The 20,090-nt window shown below is 70.9% G+C and carries 17 protein-coding genes and 1 tRNA gene; 6 read left to right on the forward strand and 12 right to left on the reverse strand.

What is annotated here, in order from left to right; all coding sequences use genetic code 11:
- Window positions 1-98 precede the first annotated feature (98 nt).
- From galT to ABT041_RS27010, 4 genes are all read left to right on the forward strand, one after another.
- Entirely contained in the window at window positions 99-1,142 is a 1,044-nt protein-coding gene (gene galT, locus ABT041_RS26995; RefSeq protein ID WP_351188808.1) for a galactose-1-phosphate uridylyltransferase, read from the forward strand.
- Window positions 1,139-2,110: a UDP-glucose 4-epimerase GalE gene (galE, locus tag ABT041_RS27000; protein WP_351188810.1), complete on the forward strand. Its 972-nt coding sequence runs from the start codon at window positions 1,139-1,141 to the stop codon at window positions 2,108-2,110. Before galT ends, galE begins: the two co-directional genes overlap by 4 nt.
- A complete protein-coding gene (gene galK / locus ABT041_RS27005) occupies window positions 2,107-3,246 on the forward strand; it encodes a galactokinase (protein WP_351188813.1) in 1,140 nt (379 codons plus the stop codon). The genes galE and galK overlap by 4 nt, the downstream gene beginning before the upstream one ends.
- 240 nt (window positions 3,247-3,486) lie before the next feature.
- Window positions 3,487-4,257, forward strand: coding sequence for a LuxR C-terminal-related transcriptional regulator (locus ABT041_RS27010; RefSeq protein WP_351188815.1), 771 nt, complete (start codon window positions 3,487-3,489; stop codon window positions 4,255-4,257).
- On the opposite strand, the gene ABT041_RS27015 is transcribed toward ABT041_RS27010, so the two are convergent.
- Window positions 4,216-4,713 (reverse strand): MarR family winged helix-turn-helix transcriptional regulator, encoded by a 498-nt coding sequence (locus tag ABT041_RS27015; protein ID WP_189508020.1) that lies wholly within the window; start codon window positions 4,711-4,713, stop codon window positions 4,216-4,218. The two genes, ABT041_RS27010 and ABT041_RS27015, sit on opposite strands and share 42 nt — an antisense overlap.
- A 162-nt stretch (window positions 4,714-4,875) precedes the next feature.
- Between ABT041_RS27015 and ABT041_RS27020 the strand changes: the two genes are divergently transcribed.
- Entirely contained in the window at window positions 4,876-5,709 is an 834-nt protein-coding gene (locus ABT041_RS27020) for a trans-aconitate 2-methyltransferase (RefSeq protein ID WP_351188819.1), read from the forward strand.
- A gap of 72 nt (window positions 5,710-5,781) precedes the next feature.
- Here ABT041_RS27020 and ABT041_RS27025 read toward each other — a convergent pair whose 3' ends face one another.
- From ABT041_RS27025 to ABT041_RS27040, 4 genes are all read right to left on the reverse strand, one after another.
- Entirely contained in the window at window positions 5,782-7,494 is a 1,713-nt protein-coding gene (locus ABT041_RS27025; RefSeq protein ID WP_351188822.1) for an FG-GAP-like repeat-containing protein, read from the reverse strand.
- Between the two features lie 207 nt (window positions 7,495-7,701).
- Window positions 7,702-9,426, reverse strand: a complete 1,725-nt coding sequence (locus ABT041_RS27030; RefSeq protein ID WP_351188824.1) for an FG-GAP repeat domain-containing protein — start codon at window positions 9,424-9,426, stop codon at window positions 7,702-7,704.
- A gap of 205 nt (window positions 9,427-9,631) precedes the next feature.
- Window positions 9,632-10,324: a TetR/AcrR family transcriptional regulator gene (locus ABT041_RS27035; RefSeq protein WP_189805565.1), complete on the reverse strand. Its 693-nt coding sequence runs from the start codon at window positions 10,322-10,324 to the stop codon at window positions 9,632-9,634.
- Window positions 10,321-11,304: an acyl-CoA desaturase gene (locus tag ABT041_RS27040; RefSeq protein WP_351188826.1), complete on the reverse strand. Its 984-nt coding sequence runs from the start codon at window positions 11,302-11,304 to the stop codon at window positions 10,321-10,323. The genes ABT041_RS27035 and ABT041_RS27040 overlap by 4 nt, the downstream gene beginning before the upstream one ends.
- 242 nt (window positions 11,305-11,546) lie before the next feature.
- Here ABT041_RS27040 and ppc point away from each other — a divergent pair, with 242 nt between their 5' ends.
- Window positions 11,547-14,276 carry a phosphoenolpyruvate carboxylase gene (gene ppc / locus ABT041_RS27045; RefSeq protein ID WP_351188829.1) on the forward strand — a complete coding sequence of 910 codons (2,730 nt, stop codon included), beginning with the start codon at window positions 11,547-11,549 and terminating at the stop codon, window positions 14,274-14,276.
- Between the two features lie 72 nt (window positions 14,277-14,348).
- Here the strand turns inward: ppc and ABT041_RS27050 are convergent, their stop codons facing one another.
- The 7 genes from ABT041_RS27050 to ABT041_RS27080 form a co-directional block, all read right to left on the reverse strand.
- Window positions 14,349-15,164 carry an LAVTG motif-containing sortase-dependent surface protein gene (locus ABT041_RS27050; protein ID WP_351188832.1) on the reverse strand — a complete coding sequence of 272 codons (816 nt, stop codon included), beginning with the start codon at window positions 15,162-15,164 and terminating at the stop codon, window positions 14,349-14,351.
- 124 nt (window positions 15,165-15,288) lie between these two features.
- Window positions 15,289-15,732 carry a hypothetical protein gene (locus tag ABT041_RS27055; RefSeq protein ID WP_351188835.1) on the reverse strand — a complete coding sequence of 148 codons (444 nt, stop codon included), beginning with the start codon at window positions 15,730-15,732 and terminating at the stop codon, window positions 15,289-15,291.
- An 86-nt stretch (window positions 15,733-15,818) separates the two neighbouring features.
- Window positions 15,819-16,415: an aminoacyl-tRNA hydrolase gene (gene pth, locus ABT041_RS27060; RefSeq protein ID WP_351188837.1), complete on the reverse strand. Its 597-nt coding sequence runs from the start codon at window positions 16,413-16,415 to the stop codon at window positions 15,819-15,821.
- A 128-nt stretch (window positions 16,416-16,543) separates the two neighbouring features.
- Entirely contained in the window at window positions 16,544-17,131 is a 588-nt protein-coding gene (locus ABT041_RS27065; protein ID WP_351188840.1) for a 50S ribosomal protein L25/general stress protein Ctc, read from the reverse strand.
- A gap of 223 nt (window positions 17,132-17,354) precedes the next feature.
- Window positions 17,355-18,329 carry a ribose-phosphate diphosphokinase gene (locus ABT041_RS27070; RefSeq protein WP_351188843.1) on the reverse strand — a complete coding sequence of 325 codons (975 nt, stop codon included), beginning with the start codon at window positions 18,327-18,329 and terminating at the stop codon, window positions 17,355-17,357.
- Window positions 18,330-18,450: 121 nt separating this feature from the next.
- The gene (glmU, locus tag ABT041_RS27075; RefSeq protein WP_351188846.1) at window positions 18,451-19,899 is read right to left on the reverse strand and encodes a bifunctional UDP-N-acetylglucosamine diphosphorylase/glucosamine-1-phosphate N-acetyltransferase GlmU; all 1,449 of its coding nucleotides are present in this window, start codon (window positions 19,897-19,899) and stop codon (window positions 18,451-18,453) included.
- Between the two features lie 109 nt (window positions 19,900-20,008).
- Window positions 20,009-20,079 (reverse strand) — tRNA-Gln (locus ABT041_RS27080).
- Window positions 20,080-20,090 lie beyond the last annotated feature (11 nt).

Consider the following 20,090-nt stretch of genomic DNA (forward strand, 5'->3'; position numbering starts at 1 on the left):
CGGGCCCCGGGCGCGGGGCCCGGCTTCGGCATTGACTGCGATGTTTGAATGTGGTTCTTTGTGCGTGGTTCTGTTTGATCCGCCCGGAGGCAACCCCCGTGAAGAAGACCGTCACCACGCTCGCCGACGGGCGCGAGCTGATCTACTACGACACGCGCGACGACGTCGTCCGCACCGCCGTCGACCCCCGCCCGCTCACCCCCGTCGTCTCCCGCTCCGAGATCCGGTACGACGAGCTGACCGGCGACCACGTCGCCGTCGCCTCGCACCGCCAGTCCCGCACCTACCTTCCGCCGGCCGACGCCTGCCCGCTCTGCCCCGCCAGGGACGGCCGGGAGAGCGAGGTGCCCGAGGAGAGCTACGAGGTGGTGGTGTTCGAGAACCGCTTCCCGTCCCTCTCCGGCGGTGTCGGCCGCTGCGAGGTCGTCTGCTTCACCGACGACCACACGGACTCCTTCGCCGACCTCACCGAGGAGCGCGCCCGGCTCGTCCTCGACGCGTGGACCGACCGGACCGCCGCCCTCTCCGCCCTGCCCGGCGTCGAGCAGGTCTACTGCTTCGAGAACCGCGGCCAGGAGATCGGCGTCACGCTGCCCCACGCGCACGGCCAGATCTACGCCTTCCCGTACGTCACGCCGCGCACGGCCGCCATGCGCCGCCGCGCCGACGAGCACCGCGCGGCGACCGGCCGGAACCTCTTCGACGACCTCGTCGCCCGTGAGCGGGCCGACGGCGAGCGAGTGGTCCTGGAGACCGAGCACTGGATCGCCTTCGTGCCGTACGCCGCCCACTGGCCGTACGAGGTCCACCTGCACCCCAGGAGGCGGGTGCCCGACCTGCTCGCCCTCGACGAGGGCGCCCGCACAGAGTTCGCACAGGTCTACCTGGAACTCTTGAGGCGCTTCGACCGGATCTTCGGCCCGGACGAGCCGCCGACGCCCTACATCGCCGCCTGGCACCAGGCGCCGTTCTCGGACGAGCGGCGCGAGGACTTCGGGCTGCACCTGGAGCTTTTCACCGTCCGACGGGCCTCTGGCAAGCTGAAGTTCCTCGCGGGCACCGAGTCCGGCATGGGCGCGTTCATGAACGACGTCCGGCCGGAGGACGCGGCCCGGCGCATCCGAGAGGTGGCAAGCGCATGACGAAGTATCTGGTGACGGGCGGGGCGGGCTACGTGGGCAGCGTGGTCGCCGCCCACCTCCTGGAGCGGGGCCACCGGGTCACCGTCCTCGACGACCTCTCCACCGGCTTCGCCGAAGCCGTCCCCGAGGGCGCCGAGTTCATCCGGGGCCGCATCCAGGACGCGGCCGAATGGCTCGACTCCTCCTACGACGCCGTGCTGCACTTCGCCGCCTTCTCCCAGGTCGGCGAATCGGTCGCCAAGCCCGAGAAGTACTGGGAGAACAACGTCGGCGGCACCATGGCCCTGCTCGCCGCCATGCGCACCGCCGGCGTCCGCAGGCTGGTCTTCTCCTCCACCGCCGCCACCTACGGCGAGCCGGAGACCGTGCCGATCACCGAGACCGCGCCGACCGCCCCCACCAGCCCGTACGGGGCGAGCAAGCTGGCCGTCGACCACATGATCGGCGGGGAGTGCGCGGCCCACGGCCTGGCCGCCGTCTCGCTGCGCTACTTCAACGTCGCCGGGGCGTACGGCGCGCAGGGCGAGCGCCACGAGCCGGAGTCCCATCTGATCCCGCTCGTCCTCCAGGTCGCCCTGGGCCGGCGCGAGGCGATCTCGGTGTACGGCGAGGACTATCCGACCCCGGACGGCACCTGCGTCCGCGACTACATCCACGTCGCCGACCTCGCCGAGGCCCACCTCCTCGCCCTCGACGCGATGACCGCAGGCGAGCACCTGATCTGCAACCTCGGCAACGGCAACGGCTTCTCCGTCCGCGAGGTCGTCGAGACCGTCCGCAAGGTCACCGGCCACCCGATCCCCGAGATCACCGGCCCGCGCCGCCCCGGCGACCCCGCCGTCCTCGTCGCCTCCGCCGAGGCCGCCCGCGAGCGCCTCGGCTGGACCCCGTCCCGTCCGGACCTGGCCGACGTCGTCGCCGACGCGTGGGCGTTCGCCCGTCTTCGCCATGAGGAGGCAGGCGCATGACCGTCGCCGCCGACTTCGCCGCGCTCTACGGCGCCGCCCCCGACGGTGTCTGGGCCGCCCCCGGGCGGGTCAACCTGATCGGGGAGTACACCGACTTCAACGACGGCTTCGTGCTGCCCCTCGCGCTGCCGCACACCACCGTCGCCGCCGTCTCCCGCCGCGACGACGGCGTCCTGCGCCTGCACTCCGCCGACGCCGACGGCGGGATCGTGCAGCTGGACGTCGACGCCCTGGAGCCGCTCTCCGGCAGCGGCTGGGCCGCCTACCCCGCCGGGGTCGTCTGGGCGCTGCGGGAGGCCGGGCACCCGGTCGCCGGGGCCGACGTCCACCTCACCTCGACCGTGCCGACCGGCGCCGGGCTCTCCTCCTCGGCGGCCCTGGAGGTCGTCACCGCCCTCGCCCTGAACGACCTGTTCGAGCTGGGGCTCTCCCGCCCCGAGCTCGCCCGGCTCGCCCAGCGCGCCGAGAACGCCTTCGTCGGCGTGCCCTGCGGCGTCATGGACCAGATGGCCTCCGCCTGTGCCGAGGAGGGCCACGCGCTCCATCTGGACACCCGGGACCTCTCGTACCGTCAGGTCCCCTTCGACCTCGCGCACGACGGGCTTCAACTCCTCGTCGTCGACACCCGCGTGAAGCACGCGCTCGGAGACGGCGCGTACGCCGAGCGGCGCGCCGGGTGTGAAGCGGGTGCGCGGGCGCTCGGCGTGCGCACCCTGCGCGAAGTGAGCGCCGCGCATCTGCCCGAAGCGCTCGGGCGTTTGAGCGATGAGACGATTCTGCGGTACGTGCGGCACGTCGTCTCGGACAACGCCCGGGTGGAGCGGACCATCGCGCTGCTCGACGCCGGCGCCACCCGCGCCGTCGGCCCGGTCCTCACCGAGGGGCATGCCTCCCTCCGGGACGATCTGCGGGTGTCCTGTCCCGAACTGGACCTCGTCGTCGAGGCGGCGAACGCCGCCGGGGCGCTCGGCGCCCGGATGACCGGCGGCGGCTTCGGCGGCTCGGCCGTCGTCCTCGTGGAGACCGAGCGGGCGGAGGCGGTCTCCGCCGCCGTCGGCAAGGCCTTCGCCGAGGCCGGATACGCGGCCCCGGGGATCTTCCCGGCCGTCCCGTCGGCGGGAGCGCGCCGCCTCTGACCCACCGCACACATCCGGACTGCTTCGGACACTTCCGCCAATCGGCCCCCGCCGCGCCGCCCCGCCCCTACTCTGAGGGGCAGCGCCGGTGGGGGCCGGTGCTGTTCAGGGGGCGACACCCGTCGGGTACGGCGCCAGAAGCGGGGTAACAGTCAACGCACGGCGGCGGCCGTGCCTTCGACGGACCCGCCTCCGGCGCCGTACCCGCGTCGGTCCGTTCCTCGACACTTGGGAGTGTCCGTGGCACGCATCCGCGTTCTGGTGGTGGACGACCACCGCATCTTCGCCGAATCGCTGGCCGCCGCCCTCGCGGCGGAGCCCGATGTCGACGTCGCCGCCGCCGGCAGCGGCCCGGCGGCCCTGCGCTGTCTGGAGCGCGGCGTGGCGGAGGGGCGCAGGTTCGACGTGCTGCTCGTCGACGCCGAGCTGGGCGCGGGACCCGCGGGGTCGGCCCTGGCGCGCGTGGTGCCCGAGGACGCGGAGGGCGCCGTGGACGGGATCTCGCTGGTCACGGGCGTACGACGGCTGCAGCCCGCGCTCCGTACGGTCGTCCTCGCGGAGAAGGACGACCCGCGCAGGGCCGCCCTCGCGCTGCAGGCAGGGGCCTCCGGCTGGGTCGCGAAGGACTGCTCGCTGCAGCGTCTCCTCGCGGTCGTCCGGGGCGTGCTGCGGGACGAGACGCATCTGCCGCCCGCGCTGCTCACGGGGGTCCTGCGGGAGCTGACGGAGGCCCGCAAGCACCGGTCGGACAGCGAGCGGCTGGTGGAGTCGCTGACGCCGCGGGAGCGGGAGGTGCTGCGCTGCATGGTCGCGGGCCTGGGCCGCAAGGCGGTCGCCGAGCGCCTCTTCCTGTCGCCGCACACCGTCCGTACGCACATGCAGAACGTGCTGGGGAAGCTGGGCGTGCACTCGACGCTCGCGGCGGTGGCGCTGGCCCGCCGGGCGGGCGTGGGGCCCGCGGAGCCGGTGCTACCCGGGGATGTTGTCGAACGGGGCGGTCAGCCGGCGTAGCAGCGCGGCCAGGTCGCCGCGCTGGGCGCGGGAGAGCTGGGCCAGGATGGCGCGCTCCTGCGCGAGGAGTCCGGCGAGCGCCTCGTCGGCGCGGTCGCGGCCCTCGGGGGTGAGCCGGACCAGGACCCCGCGCCGGTCGCTGGGGTCGGGGAGCCGCTCGACGAGGCCCTTCTTGGTGAGCCGGTCGATGCGGTTGGTCATGGTGCCCGAGGTGACCAGGGTCTGGGTGAGGAGCTGACCGGGGGAGAGCTGGTACGGGGCTCCGGCGCGGCGCAGCGAGGTGAGGACGTCGAACTCCCAGGGCTCCAGCTGGTGCTCGGAGAAGGCGAGCCGACGGGCGCGGTCGAGGTGGCGGGCGAGCCGCGAGACACGGCTGAGCACCTCGAGCGGTTCCACGTCGAGGTCGGGGCGCTCGCGGCGCCATGCTGCGACCAGTCGGTCGACCTCGTCCTCCATGACGATCAGTGTAAAGGGTCTGTTGACATAAAGTCTCTTGTGTTCGAGTTTCTCGATGTCGTGTATCTTGAGGTCAAGATATATTTTCCTGGACTATGGGGAAGGGACCCGGCCGGAACTCGTTCCGCTTCGGCAACTCATGCCAGCAAGGGGGCTTCGAACATGCATTCCGTCGGCTCGGCCGCACCCACCTGGGACCCGCAGCAGTACCTCCGCCACTCCGGCCACCGCACCCGCCCGTTCCTCGACCTGCTCGCCCGAATACCGCAGCTGCCGGCCCGGAACCGGCCCGCCCGCATCGCCGACATCGGCTGCGGACCCGGCAACGTGACGGTCCTCCTCGCCGACCGGTGGACCGACGCGCACATCACCGGCTTCGACCTCTCCGCCGAGATGCTGGAGCGCGCCGAGAAGGACTGGTCAGGCACCACCCGCGGCGGCGGCTGGCTCGACTTCCGCCCCGCCGACGCCGCCCACTGGACCCCCGACGAGCCCTACGACCTCATCGTCTCCAACGCCGCCCTCCAATGGGTCCCCAACCACCCCGAGTCCTTCGCCGCCTGGATCGACGGCCTCCATCCCGGCGGCACCCTGGCCTTCCAGGTCCCCGGCAACTTCACCTCGCCCAGCCACGCCCTGCTCGGCGAGCTCTGCGAGACCCCCGAATGGCGCTCCCGCCTCCAGGACCAGGGCCGCCGCTACGTCCACATCCTCGACACCGCCGACTACCTGGCCCGCCTCACCGACCTCGGCTGCGAGACGGACGTCTGGGAGACCACGTACTGCCAGCTCCTCCAGGGCGAGGACCCCGTCCTCGACTGGGTCAAGGGCACCGCGCTGCGGCCCGTCCTCACCACCCTGGGCGACGACCAGGAGGCCGTCGACGCCTTCCTCGCCCAGTACCGCGCGCTGCTCCGCGAGGCCTACCCGCCCGGCCCGCACGGCACCGTCTTCCCGTTCCGCCGCGTCTTCGCCGTCGCCCGCAAGAAGCCGTGACCGGCATCCGGCCGTTAACGCGCGGACGCCCCGCACCGGAGACTTCGGTGCGGGGCGTCCGTGGATCAGGCGTCAGGACACGTAGTTGTAGATCCCGTAGCCGTAACCGATCTTGACCCGCGGGGCGAACTTGCCCGGGCCGGCCGTCAGGTAGCGGTAGACGTCGCCGCCCGACGTGATGCCGAGCAGGTCGGCCTTACCGTCGGCGTTGATGTCACCGGGGGCGACCAGCTTGGAGTACGTGTTCCAGCCGTAGCCGATCTTCACCCGCGCCTTGAACGGCGTCGCGGCGACACCGGTGCCGGCGTACAGGTACAGATCGCCGCCGGAGGTGCGGGCGATGAGGTCCGCGCGGCCGTCGCCGGTGTAGTCACCGGCGCCGACGAGCCTGTTGTACGCGCCCCAGCCGCTGCCGATCCGCACCCGGGAGCCGACGGCCGTGCCCGCGCCGTTGCCCTGGTAGAGGTACAGGTAGCCGGAGGTGTCACGGGCCAGCAGGTCGCCCTTGCCGTCGCCGGTCAGGTCACCGGTGCCGACGAGCGCGTTGAAGACGCCCCAGCCGCTGCCGAGGTCGTTGCCCTCGACCCACAGGTGGCCCTGGTAGACCACCGCGAGGTCCGACAGGCCGTCCGCGTTCAGCGAGGACAGGTGCGAGAGGTTCAGCCCCGCCCAGTCGCCCGCCTCGCCGTACTGGTCGCGCGCGGCGAGCGTGCCGTTGGTCCGGGCGCCGTACCAGAACATCGTGCCGGAGTTGTCCCGGGCCAGGACGCCCTCCTTGCCCAGGACCGGCTGGCCGCCCGAGCCGCCGAACTGCGGGATCCCGGCCCAGCCGCCCGTGTCGCTGGACTGCTGGCGGGGCGCGAGGGTGCCGTCGCCCTTGCCGGTGTAGTACCAGAGCGTGCCGTTCAGGTCGCGGGCGAGCAGCTCGCCGTTCCCGTCGCCGTTGTCGTCGCCGACCGGGAAGATCGCGTTGTAGATGCCCCAGCCGGTGCCGATCTGGCGCCGCCCCGCGAAGGGGTTGGCCTTGTCGCCCGTACCGGCGTAGAACCACAGCTTGCCGTCGGTGTCACGGCCCAGGAGGTCCGCCCAGCCGTCGCCGTTGTTGTCGCCGATGCCGAGGAGCTGGTCGTAGATGTTCCAGCCGGCACCGATCTTCACCCGCGCCGAGAACGGCGCGGTGCGGCTCCCGGTGGCGTAGTACAGCCACAGGACGCCGTCCTTGTCGCGGGCCACCAGGTCCGCACGGCCGTCGTCGTTCACGTCGCCGGGCGCGACGACCTTGTTGTAGACGCCCCAGCCGCCGCCCGACCACACGTACGTGGCGCTGGTCGGCGTGGCGTCCGCGTAGAGGTTGAGCCGGCCCTGCTGCGTGAGCGTCAGGACCTCGGGGCCGCTCGGCTCCGCGTCCTGGTTGCCGATCGGGATGACGTCCTTCACGGGCTCCGAGGCTTCCCCGTTGAAGAGGCCGCCCCCGCCGGAGGTCGTGGCCGTGTAGAGGTCGCCGCCCCAGGTGCGGTAGATCAGGTCGCCGCCGCCGTCGCCGTCGAAGTCCGACAGCTGCGGAGCCGCGCCGACCCCGTCCGCCGCCGTGGCGCCGGCACGGACCGCGCCGCTCGCCGGGCGCGTCAGCGACGGCGGGGTGAACTCGGCCGCCGGCTTCTCGGCGACCGGGACCGGCGACGGAGTGGCGGCGGACGCCGGGCCGGCGAGGAGCATGCCGGCGGAGAGGACGAGCGCGGTGCAGGCGGCGAGCCGACGCGCGCGCGTGGAGGAACGGAAAGACAAGGGATCCCCCCCAGGGATCAGAGGTGTGAAAGGACCGCAGAGAGGGCTCGCACAGCGCGGAACGGCGTCGGCGCGGGCCTGCGGAGGCCACGCGGAGACGACCTCGTTCACGGGCCGGAGCGCCCCTCGGACGGTCGAACGGGAGTCTACTCACGGAGCCGGGGCGGTCCTGCACCGGAGTCCCGGTGCAGGGCGCCCGAGGTCCCGTCAGTACATGATCGAGTAGGTCTGGAAGCCGTAGCCGATCTTGACCCGGGCGCCGATGGCGGCGCTCGTACCCGTACCGAGGTACCGGTACAGGTCTCCCGCCGCGTTCACCGCGAGCAGGTCGGCCTTGCCGTCGCCGTTCAGGTCGCCCGGCGCCACCAGCTTGTTGTAGATGCCCCAGCCGGTGCCGATCTTCACCCGCGCCGCGAACGGAGCGGTCGCCGAGCCGGTGCCCTTGTACAGCCACAGGTTGCCCGAGCCGTCCCGGACCACGAGGTCCGCACGCCCGTCGCCCGAGAAGTCACCCGCGCCGAGGGTCCGGTTGTACGCACCCCAGCCCGCACCGACCTTGATCCGGGAGGCGACGCCCGTCCCCTGGCCGTTGCCCCGGTACAGCCACATCACACCGGACGCGTCCCGCGCGAGCAGATCGGCCTTGCCGTCGCCGCTCAGGTCGCCCGGGCCGACGAGCAGGTTGTAGATCTGCCAGCCGCCGCCGAGGTCCCGATCGTTGTTCAGGAGGTGACCCTGGTAGATCTCCAGGAGGTCGGCGAACGCGCCCTCGTCCAGGGCGGAGACGTACGAGAGGTTCGCACCGGCCCAGGCGCCCGTGGGGCCCCACTGCCCGCGTGCGGTGAGCTTGCCGTTGTTCTGGTCGCCGTACCAGAAGAGCGTCCCGGCGCCGTCGCGGCCGAGGAGCCCGCTCTTGCCGGCGGTGGGAATGTTGCCCGCCCCGGCGAACTGGTCCACGCCCAGCCAGCTGCCGGAGAGCTGCAGCCGCGCCGAGTACGAGCCGTCGCCGAGACCGCTGTAGGACCAGAGCGCACCGTTCTGGTCACGGGCGAGCAGATCCGCCTTGCCGTCACCGTTGCGGTCGTCGGCGGCGACGATCTGGTTGTAGATCTGCCAGCCGGTCCCGATCTCCTTGCGCGGCTTGAACGGCGACGCCTGGTCGCCGGTGCTGCCGTAGAAGTACAGCCTGCCGTCCGTGGCGCGGGCGACGACATCGCCCTTCCCGTCGCCGTCGTTGTCGCCGGTGCCGACCAGCTGGTCGTAGGCGCCCCAGCCGTAGCCGACCTTCACCGGAGCGGCGAACGGCGCCGTCAGCACACCGGTCGCCCGGTAGTAGTACAGATCACCGTTGAACTGCCGGGCCAGCACGTCGGCCCTGCCGTCACCGTCGACGTCACCGGGCGAGAACACCTTGTTGTAGATGTTCCAGCCGTTGCCCGACCAGGTGAACGCGCCGGAGGTCGAGGTGGCCTCCGCGTACAGCCGGAGCACGCCGTTCCGAGCGAGCGACAGCACCTCGGGCTTGCCCGTGCCGTCCTGGTCCCCGAGCGGAACGAGGTCCAGGTTGTGGTTGACGAGCGAGTCGTCGGCCTCGAACTTGGTGGCCGCCGCACCGGTGGTCAGCGCGATGTACGTCCGGCCGTCCTGCTTGCGGTGGATCAGATCGGTCCTGCCGTCGCCGTCCACGTCGAAACGGGCCGGCACGACGGCCGTGGCCTCCGCGGCACGGGCCGCGCCCGTCCCGACGGCCGGCTGCGACATGTCCAGCTCCGGCGTCGTCGTGTCGGCGCTCTGCGGCTGCTCCATGACGGGACGCGGCGGACGGGGCGCCGGATCGGCCACGGCGGGAGACGCCAGCAGCATGCCGGCGGAGAGGGCGAGCGCGGTGCAGGTGGTGACACGACGAGCACGCCCGGAGAATGCGGAACGCAAAAGATCCCCCCCTGGGGAACGTGAGAACCAGGACCGGGAAAGAGAGGTCCGCGACGCCTCCGCACGGCCACAACCACCAGCACGCACGGAGGGCGAACACACCCCCCCGGATGTGGGGTGGAGTGTACCCCTGGGGGGTGACGAGGAGTCGAGGCGATTTCCGCACTCCGTCAGCTCTCCCGGCACCCCGCCCCGGCCCCCGGCCTCAGTTCTTGCGGTGCCCTATCAGCCGCGGCTTCTGCTCCAGACCGTCGAGCCCGTGCCACGCCAGGTTCACCAGATGCGCCGCGACCTCCGCCTTCTTCGGCTTGCGCACATCCAGCCACCACTGGCCCGTCAGCGCCACACTCCCCACCAGCGCCTGCGCGTACAGCGGCGCCAGCTTCGGGTCGAATCCCCGGGCCTTGAACTCCAGACCCAGGATGTCCTCCACCTGCGTGGCGATGTCACTGATCAGCGACGCGAACGTCCCCGTCGACTGCGCCACCGGCGAATCCCGTACGAGAATCCGGAACCCGTCCGTGTAGTTCTCGATGTAGTCGAGCAGCGCGAACGCCGCCTGCTCCAGGAGCTCCCGCGGATGCCCCGCCGTCAGCGCCCCCGTCACCCCGTCCAGGAGCTGCCGCATCTCCCGGTCGACGACGACCGCGTACAGCCCCTCCTTGCCCCCGAAGTGCTCGTACACCACCGGCTTGGACACCCCGGCCTTCGCCGCGATCTCCTCCACCGACGTGCCCTCGAAGCCCTTCTCCGCGAAGAGCGTGCGACCGATGTCGAGGAGCTGCTCCCGGCGCTCCGCGCCCGTCATCCGCACCCGGCGGCCCCGCCGGGGCTTCTGCTCTCCGCCGCTGCTGCCGGTACCGCCGGTCCTGCCCTCGATCGCCACGTCTTCCATCATGCCGCGTCTGCGGGCGCGCTCTGGCGGCGGGCTTCGATGCGGGACTTCGCCGGCCAGCGCACGTCCGTCGCCCAGCCCAGCTGCTCGAACCAGCGGATCAGCCGCGCACTGGAGTCGAGCTGCCCGCGCAGCACCCCGTGCCGCGCCGAGGTCGGGTCCGCGTGGTGCAGGTTGTGCCAGGACTCGCCGCAGGACAGCACCGCCAGCCACCACACGTTGCCCGAGCGGTCACGCGACTTGAACGGACGCTTGCCGACCGCGTGACAGATCGAGTTGATCGACCACGTCACGTGGTGCAGCAGCGCCACCCGCACCAGCGAGCCCCAGAAGAACGCCGTGAACGCGCCCCACCACGACATCGTCACCAGACCGCCCACCAGCGGCGGCACCGCCAGCGACACGACCGTCCACAGCACGAACTGGCGCGAGATCGCCCGGATCGCCGGGTCCTTGATCAGATCGGGCGCGTACTTGTGCTGCGGCGTCTGCTCCTCGTCGAACATCCAGCCGATGTGCGCCCACCACAGGCCCTTCATCAGCGCCGGCACCGTCTCGCCGAACCGCCACGGCGAGTGCGGGTCACCCTCCGCGTCCGAGAACTTGTGGTGCTTGCGGTGATCCGCCACCCAGCGCACCAGGGGACCTTCGACCGCCAGCGAACCCATGATCGCGAGCGCGATCCGCAGCGGCCGCTTCGCCTTGAAGGAACCATGCGTGAAGTACCGGTGGAAACCGATCGTGATCCCGTGACAGCCGATGTAGTACATCGCCACCATCAACCCCAGATCCAGCCAGCTCACCCCCCAGCCCCACGCCAGCGGCACCGCCGCCAGCAGCGCCAGGAACGGCACCGTGATGAACAGCAGCAGGGTGATCTGCTCGACCGAACGCTTGCTGTCCCCGCCCAGCGTGGCGGAGGGCAGGGCCGCGATGTCGTCCGGCGCCGCGGATGCCGACGTCAGCTCGGGGCTCATGGTCATGGATGTCCCAGGGGGGTGAGGGAAAACAGGGGAAACGCGTCGAAGCACGAAGCCGTGGCTACGCCTCCGTAACCTACGGCGTCGTAAGTATGGCAGCGCCGTGGCGCGCGGCAAGAGGGCACAAAGAGGGGCCTGCCCGCCGCCCACCATGTGGACACCTATCCTGGGGGCGTCGGACAGCGCGGTCCGCAAGCCTCCAGAACCCCTCCAGACGTGCTCAAACACTGCAAGGAGCCGCACCTGTGAGCAGTGCCGACCAGACCCCCACCGCCAGCACCGAGCTGCGCGCCGACATCCGCCGACTGGGCGACCTCCTCGGCGAGACCCTCGTACGCCAGGAAGGCCACGAACTCCTCGACCTCGTCGAGAAGGTCCGCCGCCTCACCCGCGAGGACGGCGAAGCCGCAGCCGAGCTGCTCCGCGGCGTCGAACTCGAGACGGCCGCCAAGCTCGTGCGCGCCTTCTCCACCTACTTCCACCTCGCGAACGTCACCGAGCAGGTCCACCGCGGCCGCGAGATGCGCGAGAAGCGCGCCGCCGAGGGCGGCCTCCTCGCCCGCACCGCCGACATGCTCAAGGACGGCGACCCCGAACACGTCCGCGAGACCGTCAAGAACCTCAACGTACGGCCCGTCTTCACCGCGCACCCCACCGAAGCCGCCCGCCGCTCCGTCCTCAACAAGCTCCGCCGCATCGCCGCCCTCCTGGAGACCCCGGTCAGCCAGTCCGAGCGGCGCCGTACCGACCTCCGGCTCGCCGAGAACATCGACCTCATCTGGCAGACCGACGAACTCCGGGTCGTCCGCCCCGAGCCCGCCGACGAGGCCCGCAACGCCATCTACTACCTCGACGAGCTGCACGCCAACGCCGTCGGCGACGTCCTCGAGGACCTCGCCGCCGAACTCGAGCGCGTCGGCGTCGAACTCCCCGCCGGCACCCGCCCCCTCACCTTCGGCACCTGGATCGGCGGCGACCGCGACGGCAACCCCAACGTCACCCCCCAGGTGACCTGGGACATCCTGATCCTGCAGCACGAGCACGGCATCACCGACGCCCTCGAACTCGTCGACTTCCTCCGCGGACTGCTCTCCAACTCCATCCGCTACACCGGAGCCACCCAGGAACTCCTGGACTCCCTCCAGCGCGACCTGGAACTCCTCCCCGAGATCAGCCCCCGCTACAAGCGCCTCAACGCCGAGGAGCCCTACCGCCTCAAGGCCACCTGCATCCGGCAGAAGCTCGTCAACACCCGCGAGCGCCTGGCCCACGGCACCCCCCACCAGGACGGCCGCGACTACCTCGGCACCGCCGAACTCATCCGCGACCTCACCCTCATCCAGACCTCGCTCCGCGAACACCGCGGCGCCCTCTTCGCCGACGGCCGCATGGACCGGGTCATCCGCACCCTCTCCGCCTTCGGCCTCCAGCTCGCCACCATGGACGTCCGCGAGCACGCCGAAGCCCACCACCACGCCCTCGGCCAGCTCTTCGACCGCCTCGGCGAGGAGTCCTGGCGATACGCCGACATGCCCCGCGACTACCGGCAGAAGCTCCTCGCCAAGGAACTCCGCTCCCGCCGCCCCCTCGCCCCCACCCCGGCCCCCCTCGACGCCGCCGGCGAGAAGACCCTCGGCGTCTTCCACACCATCAAGGAGTCCTTCGAGCGCTTCGGCCCCGAGGTCATCGAGTCCTACATCATCTCGATGTGCCAGGGCGCCGACGACGTCTTCGCCGCCGCCGTCCTCGCCCGCGAAGCCGGCCTCATCGACCTCCACGGCGGCTGGGCCAAGATCGGCATCGTCCCGCTCCTGGAGACCACCGACGAGCTCAAGGCCGCCGACGTCATCCTCGACGACATGCTCGCCGACCCCTCCTACCGCCGCCTCGTCTCGCTCCGCGGCGACGTCCAGGAGGTCATGCTCGGCTACTCCGACTCCTCCAAGTTCGGCGGCATCACCACCAGCCAGTGGGAGATCCACCGCGCCCAGCGCAGGCTCCGCGACGTCGCCCACCGCTACGGCGTCCGCCTGCGCCTCTTCCACGGCCGCGGCGGCACCGTCGGCCGCGGCGGCGGCCCCTCGCACGACGCGATCCTCGCCCAGCCCTGGGGCACCCTCGAGGGCGAGATCAAGGTCACCGAACAGGGCGAGGTCATCTCCGACAAGTACCTCATCCCCTCCCTCGCCCGCGAGAACCTCGAACTGACCGTCGCCGCCACCCTGCAGGCCTCCGCCCTGCACACCGCGCCGCGCCAGTCCGACGAGGCCCTCGCCCGCTGGGACGCGGCCATGGACGTCGTCTCCGACGCCGCCCACGCCTCCTACCGCCGCCTCGTCGAGGACCCCGACCTGCCGACGTACTTCCTCGCGTCGACACCGGTGGACCAGCTCGCCGACCTGCACCTGGGCTCCCGGCCCTCCCGCCGCCCCGGCTCCGGCGTCTCGCTCGACGGACTGCGGGCCATCCCGTGGGTGTTCGGCTGGACCCAGTCCCGGCAGATCGTCCCCGGCTGGTTCGGCGTCGGCTCCGGCCTCAAGGCCCTGCGCGAAGCCGGCCTCGACGCCGTCCTCGGCGAGATGTACGAGCGGTGGGGCTTCTTCCGCAACTTCCTCTCCAACGTGGAGATGACGCTGGCCAAGACGGACCTGCGGATCGCCCGCCACTACGTCGACACCCTCGTCCCCGAGAACCTCAAGCACGTCTTCGACACCATCGAGGCCGAGCACGCGCTGACCGTCGCCGAGGTCCTCAAGGTCACCGGCGGCCAGAAGCTCCTCGACTCCAACCCGGTCCTCCAGCAGACCTTCGCCATCCGCGACGCCTACCTGGACCCCATCTCCTACCTCCAGGTCGCCCTCCTCGCCCGCCAGCGCGCCGCCGCCGCGCGCGGCGAGGACCCGGACCCGCTGCTCGCACGGGCCCTCCTCCTCACCGTCAACGGCGTCGCCGCCGGCCTCCGCAACACCGGCTGACACCCCTCCCGCACACACGACAGAGCCCCCGCCGGACACTCCGGCGGGGGCTCTGTCGTCATGCGCGGTACGTCAGTTCTGCGAGGCCTTGCGACGACGCGTCACCAGGACCGCACCGGCGGCCGCGAGGGCCAGAGCGGCGGCGGCGAGGATGCCGACGGGCGCGGAGGAACCGGTCTCGGCGAGGTTGCCGTTCTCGTCCTTGACCTCGCCACCGGTGGCGGAACCACCGTTGGCCTGCTCGCCGGAGGTGGCGCCGCCCGTGGCCGTGGTCTCACCCGTGGTCTCACCCGTGGTCGAGCCGCCGGTCGCGGTGGTCTCACCCGTGGTGGAGCCGCCCGTGGCGGTGGTCTCGCCGGTCGTGGAGCCGCCCGTGGCGGTGGTCTCACCGGTGGTCGAGCCGCCCGTGGTCTGCTCACCGGTCGTCGAGCCGCCCGTGGTCTGCTCGCCCGTGGTGCTGCCGCCGGTCGTGTTGTTGGTCTCGGTCGCCACGCAGGTGTGGGACAGGTTGAACCAGCCCTGCTTGATGACACCGTCGACCTCGGCCTCGGCCGAGACCAGCTTCGCGCCCGGCTCGGAAGCGACGTACGCGTGCTTGTCGTTCGGCGGACCGAAGGTCGTGATGACCTGCTCGCCACCCGGCTCGAAGGTCACCGTCAGCTTGGTGAAGTCCGCGGTGTTGCCGGGGATGACGAAGTGCCAGCCGTCCTTGTCGGCCGGGATCGTCGGGCAGTCACCGTCGTGCGGCGCGTCCGACGCGACGATCGGCGTCGGCTGGTGCAGCGGGTACGTGTGGGTCCCGTCCGACGCGAAGGCGGCGGGGGCCAGGGTCAGGGAACCCGCCATGGCCGCGACAAGAGCGGCTGCGGGGATGAGGGAGCGTCGCATGTGCAGTCGTCCATCTGTGGGATGAGGATGCCGTGGGAGGTGGCTGGGGCAGCCTATCCGTCGCCTTAAGTCATCTTTAAGGCAGCGGTCCATAACGATTGACCAAGGAACAGGTTTAAACGGGTCAGAGGGCGAAAAACGCCGCCACCAACACCGCCCCGCCAACTCCCGCCAGCGACCACGCCGTCCGCGTCAGCCGCATCCCCCCACCGACCAACGGCGCCGCGAGCAGCAACGCCCCGCCCAACGGCAGCCACGCGTGCAGACCACCACCCCAGCCCGTCCGCACACCCTCACCCGTACCCGGCTTCACCACCACCGGAATCACCGCCCCCTTCTCCGCCGCCACCGAACGCGCGATCGTCAGCGTCCGACGCGTCGACGAAGGATCCTCCGGGGCATAACGGCCACTGCACGTCTCATCCGTACAGTCCGTCACCGTCAACGTCCCGTGCTCACGCCCCTTCGCGAGCAGAACATGCTGGGCGGAGTTCCACGAGGACCAGGCACCCGCGACGACGAGGAGCAGGGCGACCAGGGCCATGGCTGCGGTACGGACGTGCGTCATGACCCGCGATCGTACAGTCGTACGTCCCGATCACCAGGCCCCAGGAGCCCCCAGGACTCGTACGCCGACCGGGCCCGCGCCAGACCCTACGAGTTGTACGCCGACTGGGCCCGCTCCAGACCCTCCGCCACCAGACACTCCACCGAATCCGCCGCCCGGTCCACGAACCAGTCCAGGTCCTTGCGCTCCGTCGACGAGAAGTCCTTCAGCACGAAGTCCGCCACCTGCATCCGACCCGGCGGACGCCCGATCCCGCACCGCACCCGGTGGTACTCCGCACCCATCGCCTTCGTCATCGACTTCAGACCGTTGTGCCCGTTGTCGCCGCCGCCCAGCTTCAGCCGCAGCACCCCGTAGTCGATGTCCAGCTCGTCGTGGATCGCCACCACATGCGCCGTCGGCACCTTGTAGAAGTCCCGCAGCGCCGTCACCGGACCGCCCGACAGGTTCATGTACGACATCGGCTTCGCCAGGATCACCCGGCGGTTCTCCGGTCCCGGCGGCCCCATCCGACCCTCGACGACCTGCGCCTGCGCCTTCTGCGCCCGCTTGAACGAGCCCCGGATCCGCTCCGCGAGCAGGTCCACGACCATGAAACCGATGTTGTGGCGGTTGGCCGCGTACTCCGGCCCCGGGTTGCCGAGACCGACGATCAGCCAGGGGGCGTTCGCGTCGTCCGTCATGTGCGCAGCTCTCCTCGTATCCGAGTATCCGGGTGTAGGTACAAGATCCGTACAGGATCCGTGCAAGAGAAACGGGGTGACGGGCCCGAACGGCCCATCACCCCGTCACGTCAGACAGAGCCTACGGCTCAGGCCTCGGCGCCCTCGGCGCCCTCGCCCTCGGCGGCCGGCTCCTCGGCCTGCGCGGCCAGGACCTGCAGGACGACGGCGTCGGCGTCGGTCACCAGGGTCGCGCCCTTCGGGAGGGTGATGTCCTTCGCGAGGACGGAGGCACCGGCCTCCAGGCCCTCCACGGAGACCGTGACGGCCTCGGGGAGGTGGGTGGCCTCGGCCTCGACGGACAGGGTGCCGAGCACGTGCTCCAGCAGGTTGCCACCGGCGGCCAGCTCACCCTCGGCCTGGACCGGGATCTCGACCGTGACCTTCTCGCCGCGCTTCACGAGAAGCAGGTCGACGTGGATCAGGAAGCCCTTGATGGCGTCACGCTGGACGGCCTTCGGGATCGCCAGCTCGTTCTTGCCGTCGATGTCCAGGGACAGCAGGACGTTCGGCGTACGCAGGGCGAGGCCGAGGTCGTGGGCCGGAAGGGTGATGTGGGCCGGCTCCGAGCCGTGGCCGTAGACGACGGCGGGAACCTGGGCGGCACGGCGGATGGCACGGGCGGCGCCCTTGCCGAACTCGGTACGGACGGCAGCGGCGAGCTTGACCTCGGACATGGTGCACTCCTCGTAGAAGGTGACGAAAAAGGTGGTCACCCGGCCACGACTGGCGATGGCCTGCTACGAAGAGCGCGTCGATAACGGACCGCCGCGACCCTGAACGGTCACGACCTCCCTCGCCGAGCAACTACGGCAGTCTACCCGGCCCCGTCACCCCGCCCAAATGGATCAGCCCGCCCGGACCCCGGGCGGGCTGATCCACACATCATCCGGCGGTGACTCAGTGCTCCTCGAAGAGGCTCGTCACCGAACCGTCCTCGAACACCTCACGCACCGCGCGCGCGATCGTCGGCGCGATCGACAGCACCGTGATCTTGTCCAGCTCCAGCGCACCCGGCACCGGCAGCGTGTCCGTGAACACGAACTCGCTCACCTTCGAGTTCTTCAGCCGGTCCGCGGCCGGACCCGACAGGATGCCGTGCGTCGCCGTCACGATGACGTCCTCCGCACCGTGCGCGAACAGGGCGTCCGCGGCCGCGCAGATCGTGCCGCCCGTGTCGACCATGTCGTCCACCAGGACACACACACGGCCCTTCACGTCACCGACGACCTCGTGCACGGTCACCTGGTTGGCGACGTCCTTGTCACGACGCTTGTGCACGATCGCCAGCGGCGCGTCCAGACGGTCGCACCAGCGGTCCGCGACCCGCACACGACCCGCGTCCGGAGACACGATCGTCAGCTTCTCGCGGTCGACCTTCGCACCCACGTAGTCCGCGAGCACCGGCAGGGCCGACAGGTGGTCCACCGGACCGTCGAAGAAGCCCTGGATCTGGTCCGTGTGCAGGTCCACGGTCAGGATGCGGTCCGCACCCGCCGTCTTCAGCAGGTCCGCCACCAGACGCGCCGAGATCGGCTCACGGCCACGGTGCTTCTTGTCCTGACGGGCATAGCCGTACGACGGGATGATCACGGTGATGCTCCGGGCGGAAGCCCGCTTCAGAGCATCGATCATGATCAGCTGCTCCATGATCCACTTGTTGATCGGAGCCGTGTGGCTCTGGATCAGGAAGCAGTCCGCGCCGCGCGCCGACTCCTGGAAGCGGACATAGATCTCGCCGTTCGCGAAGTCGAACGCCTTGGTCGGCACGATGCCGACACCCAGCTGGTGTGCGACCTCCTCGGCCAGCTCGGGGTGGGCGCGGCCGGAGAAGAGCATCAGCTTCTTCTCGCCGGTCGTCTTGATCCCGGTCACAGCACTGTCTCCTCAGACGTGTTCTCTGGCCGCGACCCTCGCGCTCCCGTGCGCGCGTGCGAACCAGCCGAATTTGTGTGCACGTATCACGGTACGCCGAGTTCGACGTACCCGTTTCCGGTCAGCTTTCGCCGGCGGACTCCTCAGACGCGACCTGAGCGGCCTGCGCGGCAGCACTGCCGGGCCGCTTCCGGGCCACCCAACCCTCGATATTCCGCTGCTGGCCCCGGGCCACGGCGAGCGAACCGGCCGGCACGTCCTTCGTGATCACGGACCCCGCGGCGGTGTAAGCCCCGTCCCCGATGGTGATAGGAGCCACAAACATGTTGTCCGAACCCGTACGGCAGTGAGACCCGATCGTGGTGTGGTGCTTCGCCTCACCGTCGTAGTTCACGAAGACGCTCGCCGCGCCGATGTTCGTGTACTCGCCGATCGTCGCGTCACCCACGTACGACAGATGGGGGACCTTCGTACCCTCACCGATCGTCGCGTTCTTCATCTCGACGTACGTACCGGCCTTCGACTTCTTCCCGAGGTTCGTCCCCGGACGGAGGTACGCGAACGGCCCCACGGACGCGCTCTCACCGATGACGGCCGAGAAGGCGACCGTGTTGTCCACCCGGGCGCCCTTGCCGACCGTGGTGTCCTGGAGGCGCGTGTTCGGCCCCACCACCGCGTCCTCCGCGATGTGCGTGGCACCCAGCAGCTGCGTACCCGGCAGGATCACCGCGTCGGCCTCGAAGGTCACGGTCACGTCCACGAACACCGACGCCGGGTCCACGACCGTCACACCGGCCATCATGGCCCGCTCGAGCAGCCGCCGGTTCAGCAGGGCACGCGCCTCGGAGAGCTGCACCCGGTTGTTGATCCCGAGGATCTCGCGGTGATCACCCGCCACGGACGCCCCGACCCGGTGGCCGGCCTCACGCAGGATCGACAGCACATCGGTGAGGTACTCCTCGCCCTGGCTGTTGTCCGTCCGCACCTGGCCCAGCGCCTCGGCCAGCAGCTTCCCGTCGAACGCGAACACGCCCGAGTTGATCTCCCGGATCGCGAGCTGCGCCGCAGAGGCGTCCTTGTGCTCCACGATCTCCGTCACGGCACCGGTCTCGGCGTCCCGCACGATCCGCCCGTACCCGGTCGAGTCCGGAACCTCGGCGGTCAGCACGGTCACGGCGTTACGGTCGGCGGCATGCGTGTCGGCTAGCGCCTTCAGCGTCTCCCCGGACAGCAGCGGAGTGTCGCCACAGACGACCACAACGGTCCCCTCGGGCACCTCGACGAGCTCCTCCAGCGCCATCCGCACCGCGTGCCCGGTGCCGTTCTGCTGCTCCTGGACGGCGGTCCGGGTCCCGGCGTAGTACGCGTCGAGGTGCTCCTTCACGAGCTCGCGGGCGTGCCCGACGACGACGACGAGGTGCTCGGGCTCCAACTCCCGGGCGGCGGACACGACATGCCCGACGAGCGAACGCCCGGCGATCTCGTGCAGGACCTTGGGGGTCTTCGACTTCATGCGGGTGCCCTCACCCGCTGCGAGGACGACGACGGCTGCCGGGCGGTTGGCGCTCACGGGAATGCCCTTCGGCTTTGGGTGGTGGACCCACGAAGGATACCGGGGGGCGGGGAGGCGGACATGAGTGCGGGTCCTGACCTGGACGGTCAGGACCCGCGCTGGTGGGCTCCCGGAGAAGGAATCGAACCCTCATTCAATGGACCAAAACCATTTGTCCTACCGTTAGACGATCCGGGATGGTTCGCCCG

Source organism: Streptomyces sp. NPDC002825 (assembly GCF_040295385.1).
GTDB lineage: Bacteria > Actinomycetota > Actinomycetes > Streptomycetales > Streptomycetaceae > Streptomyces.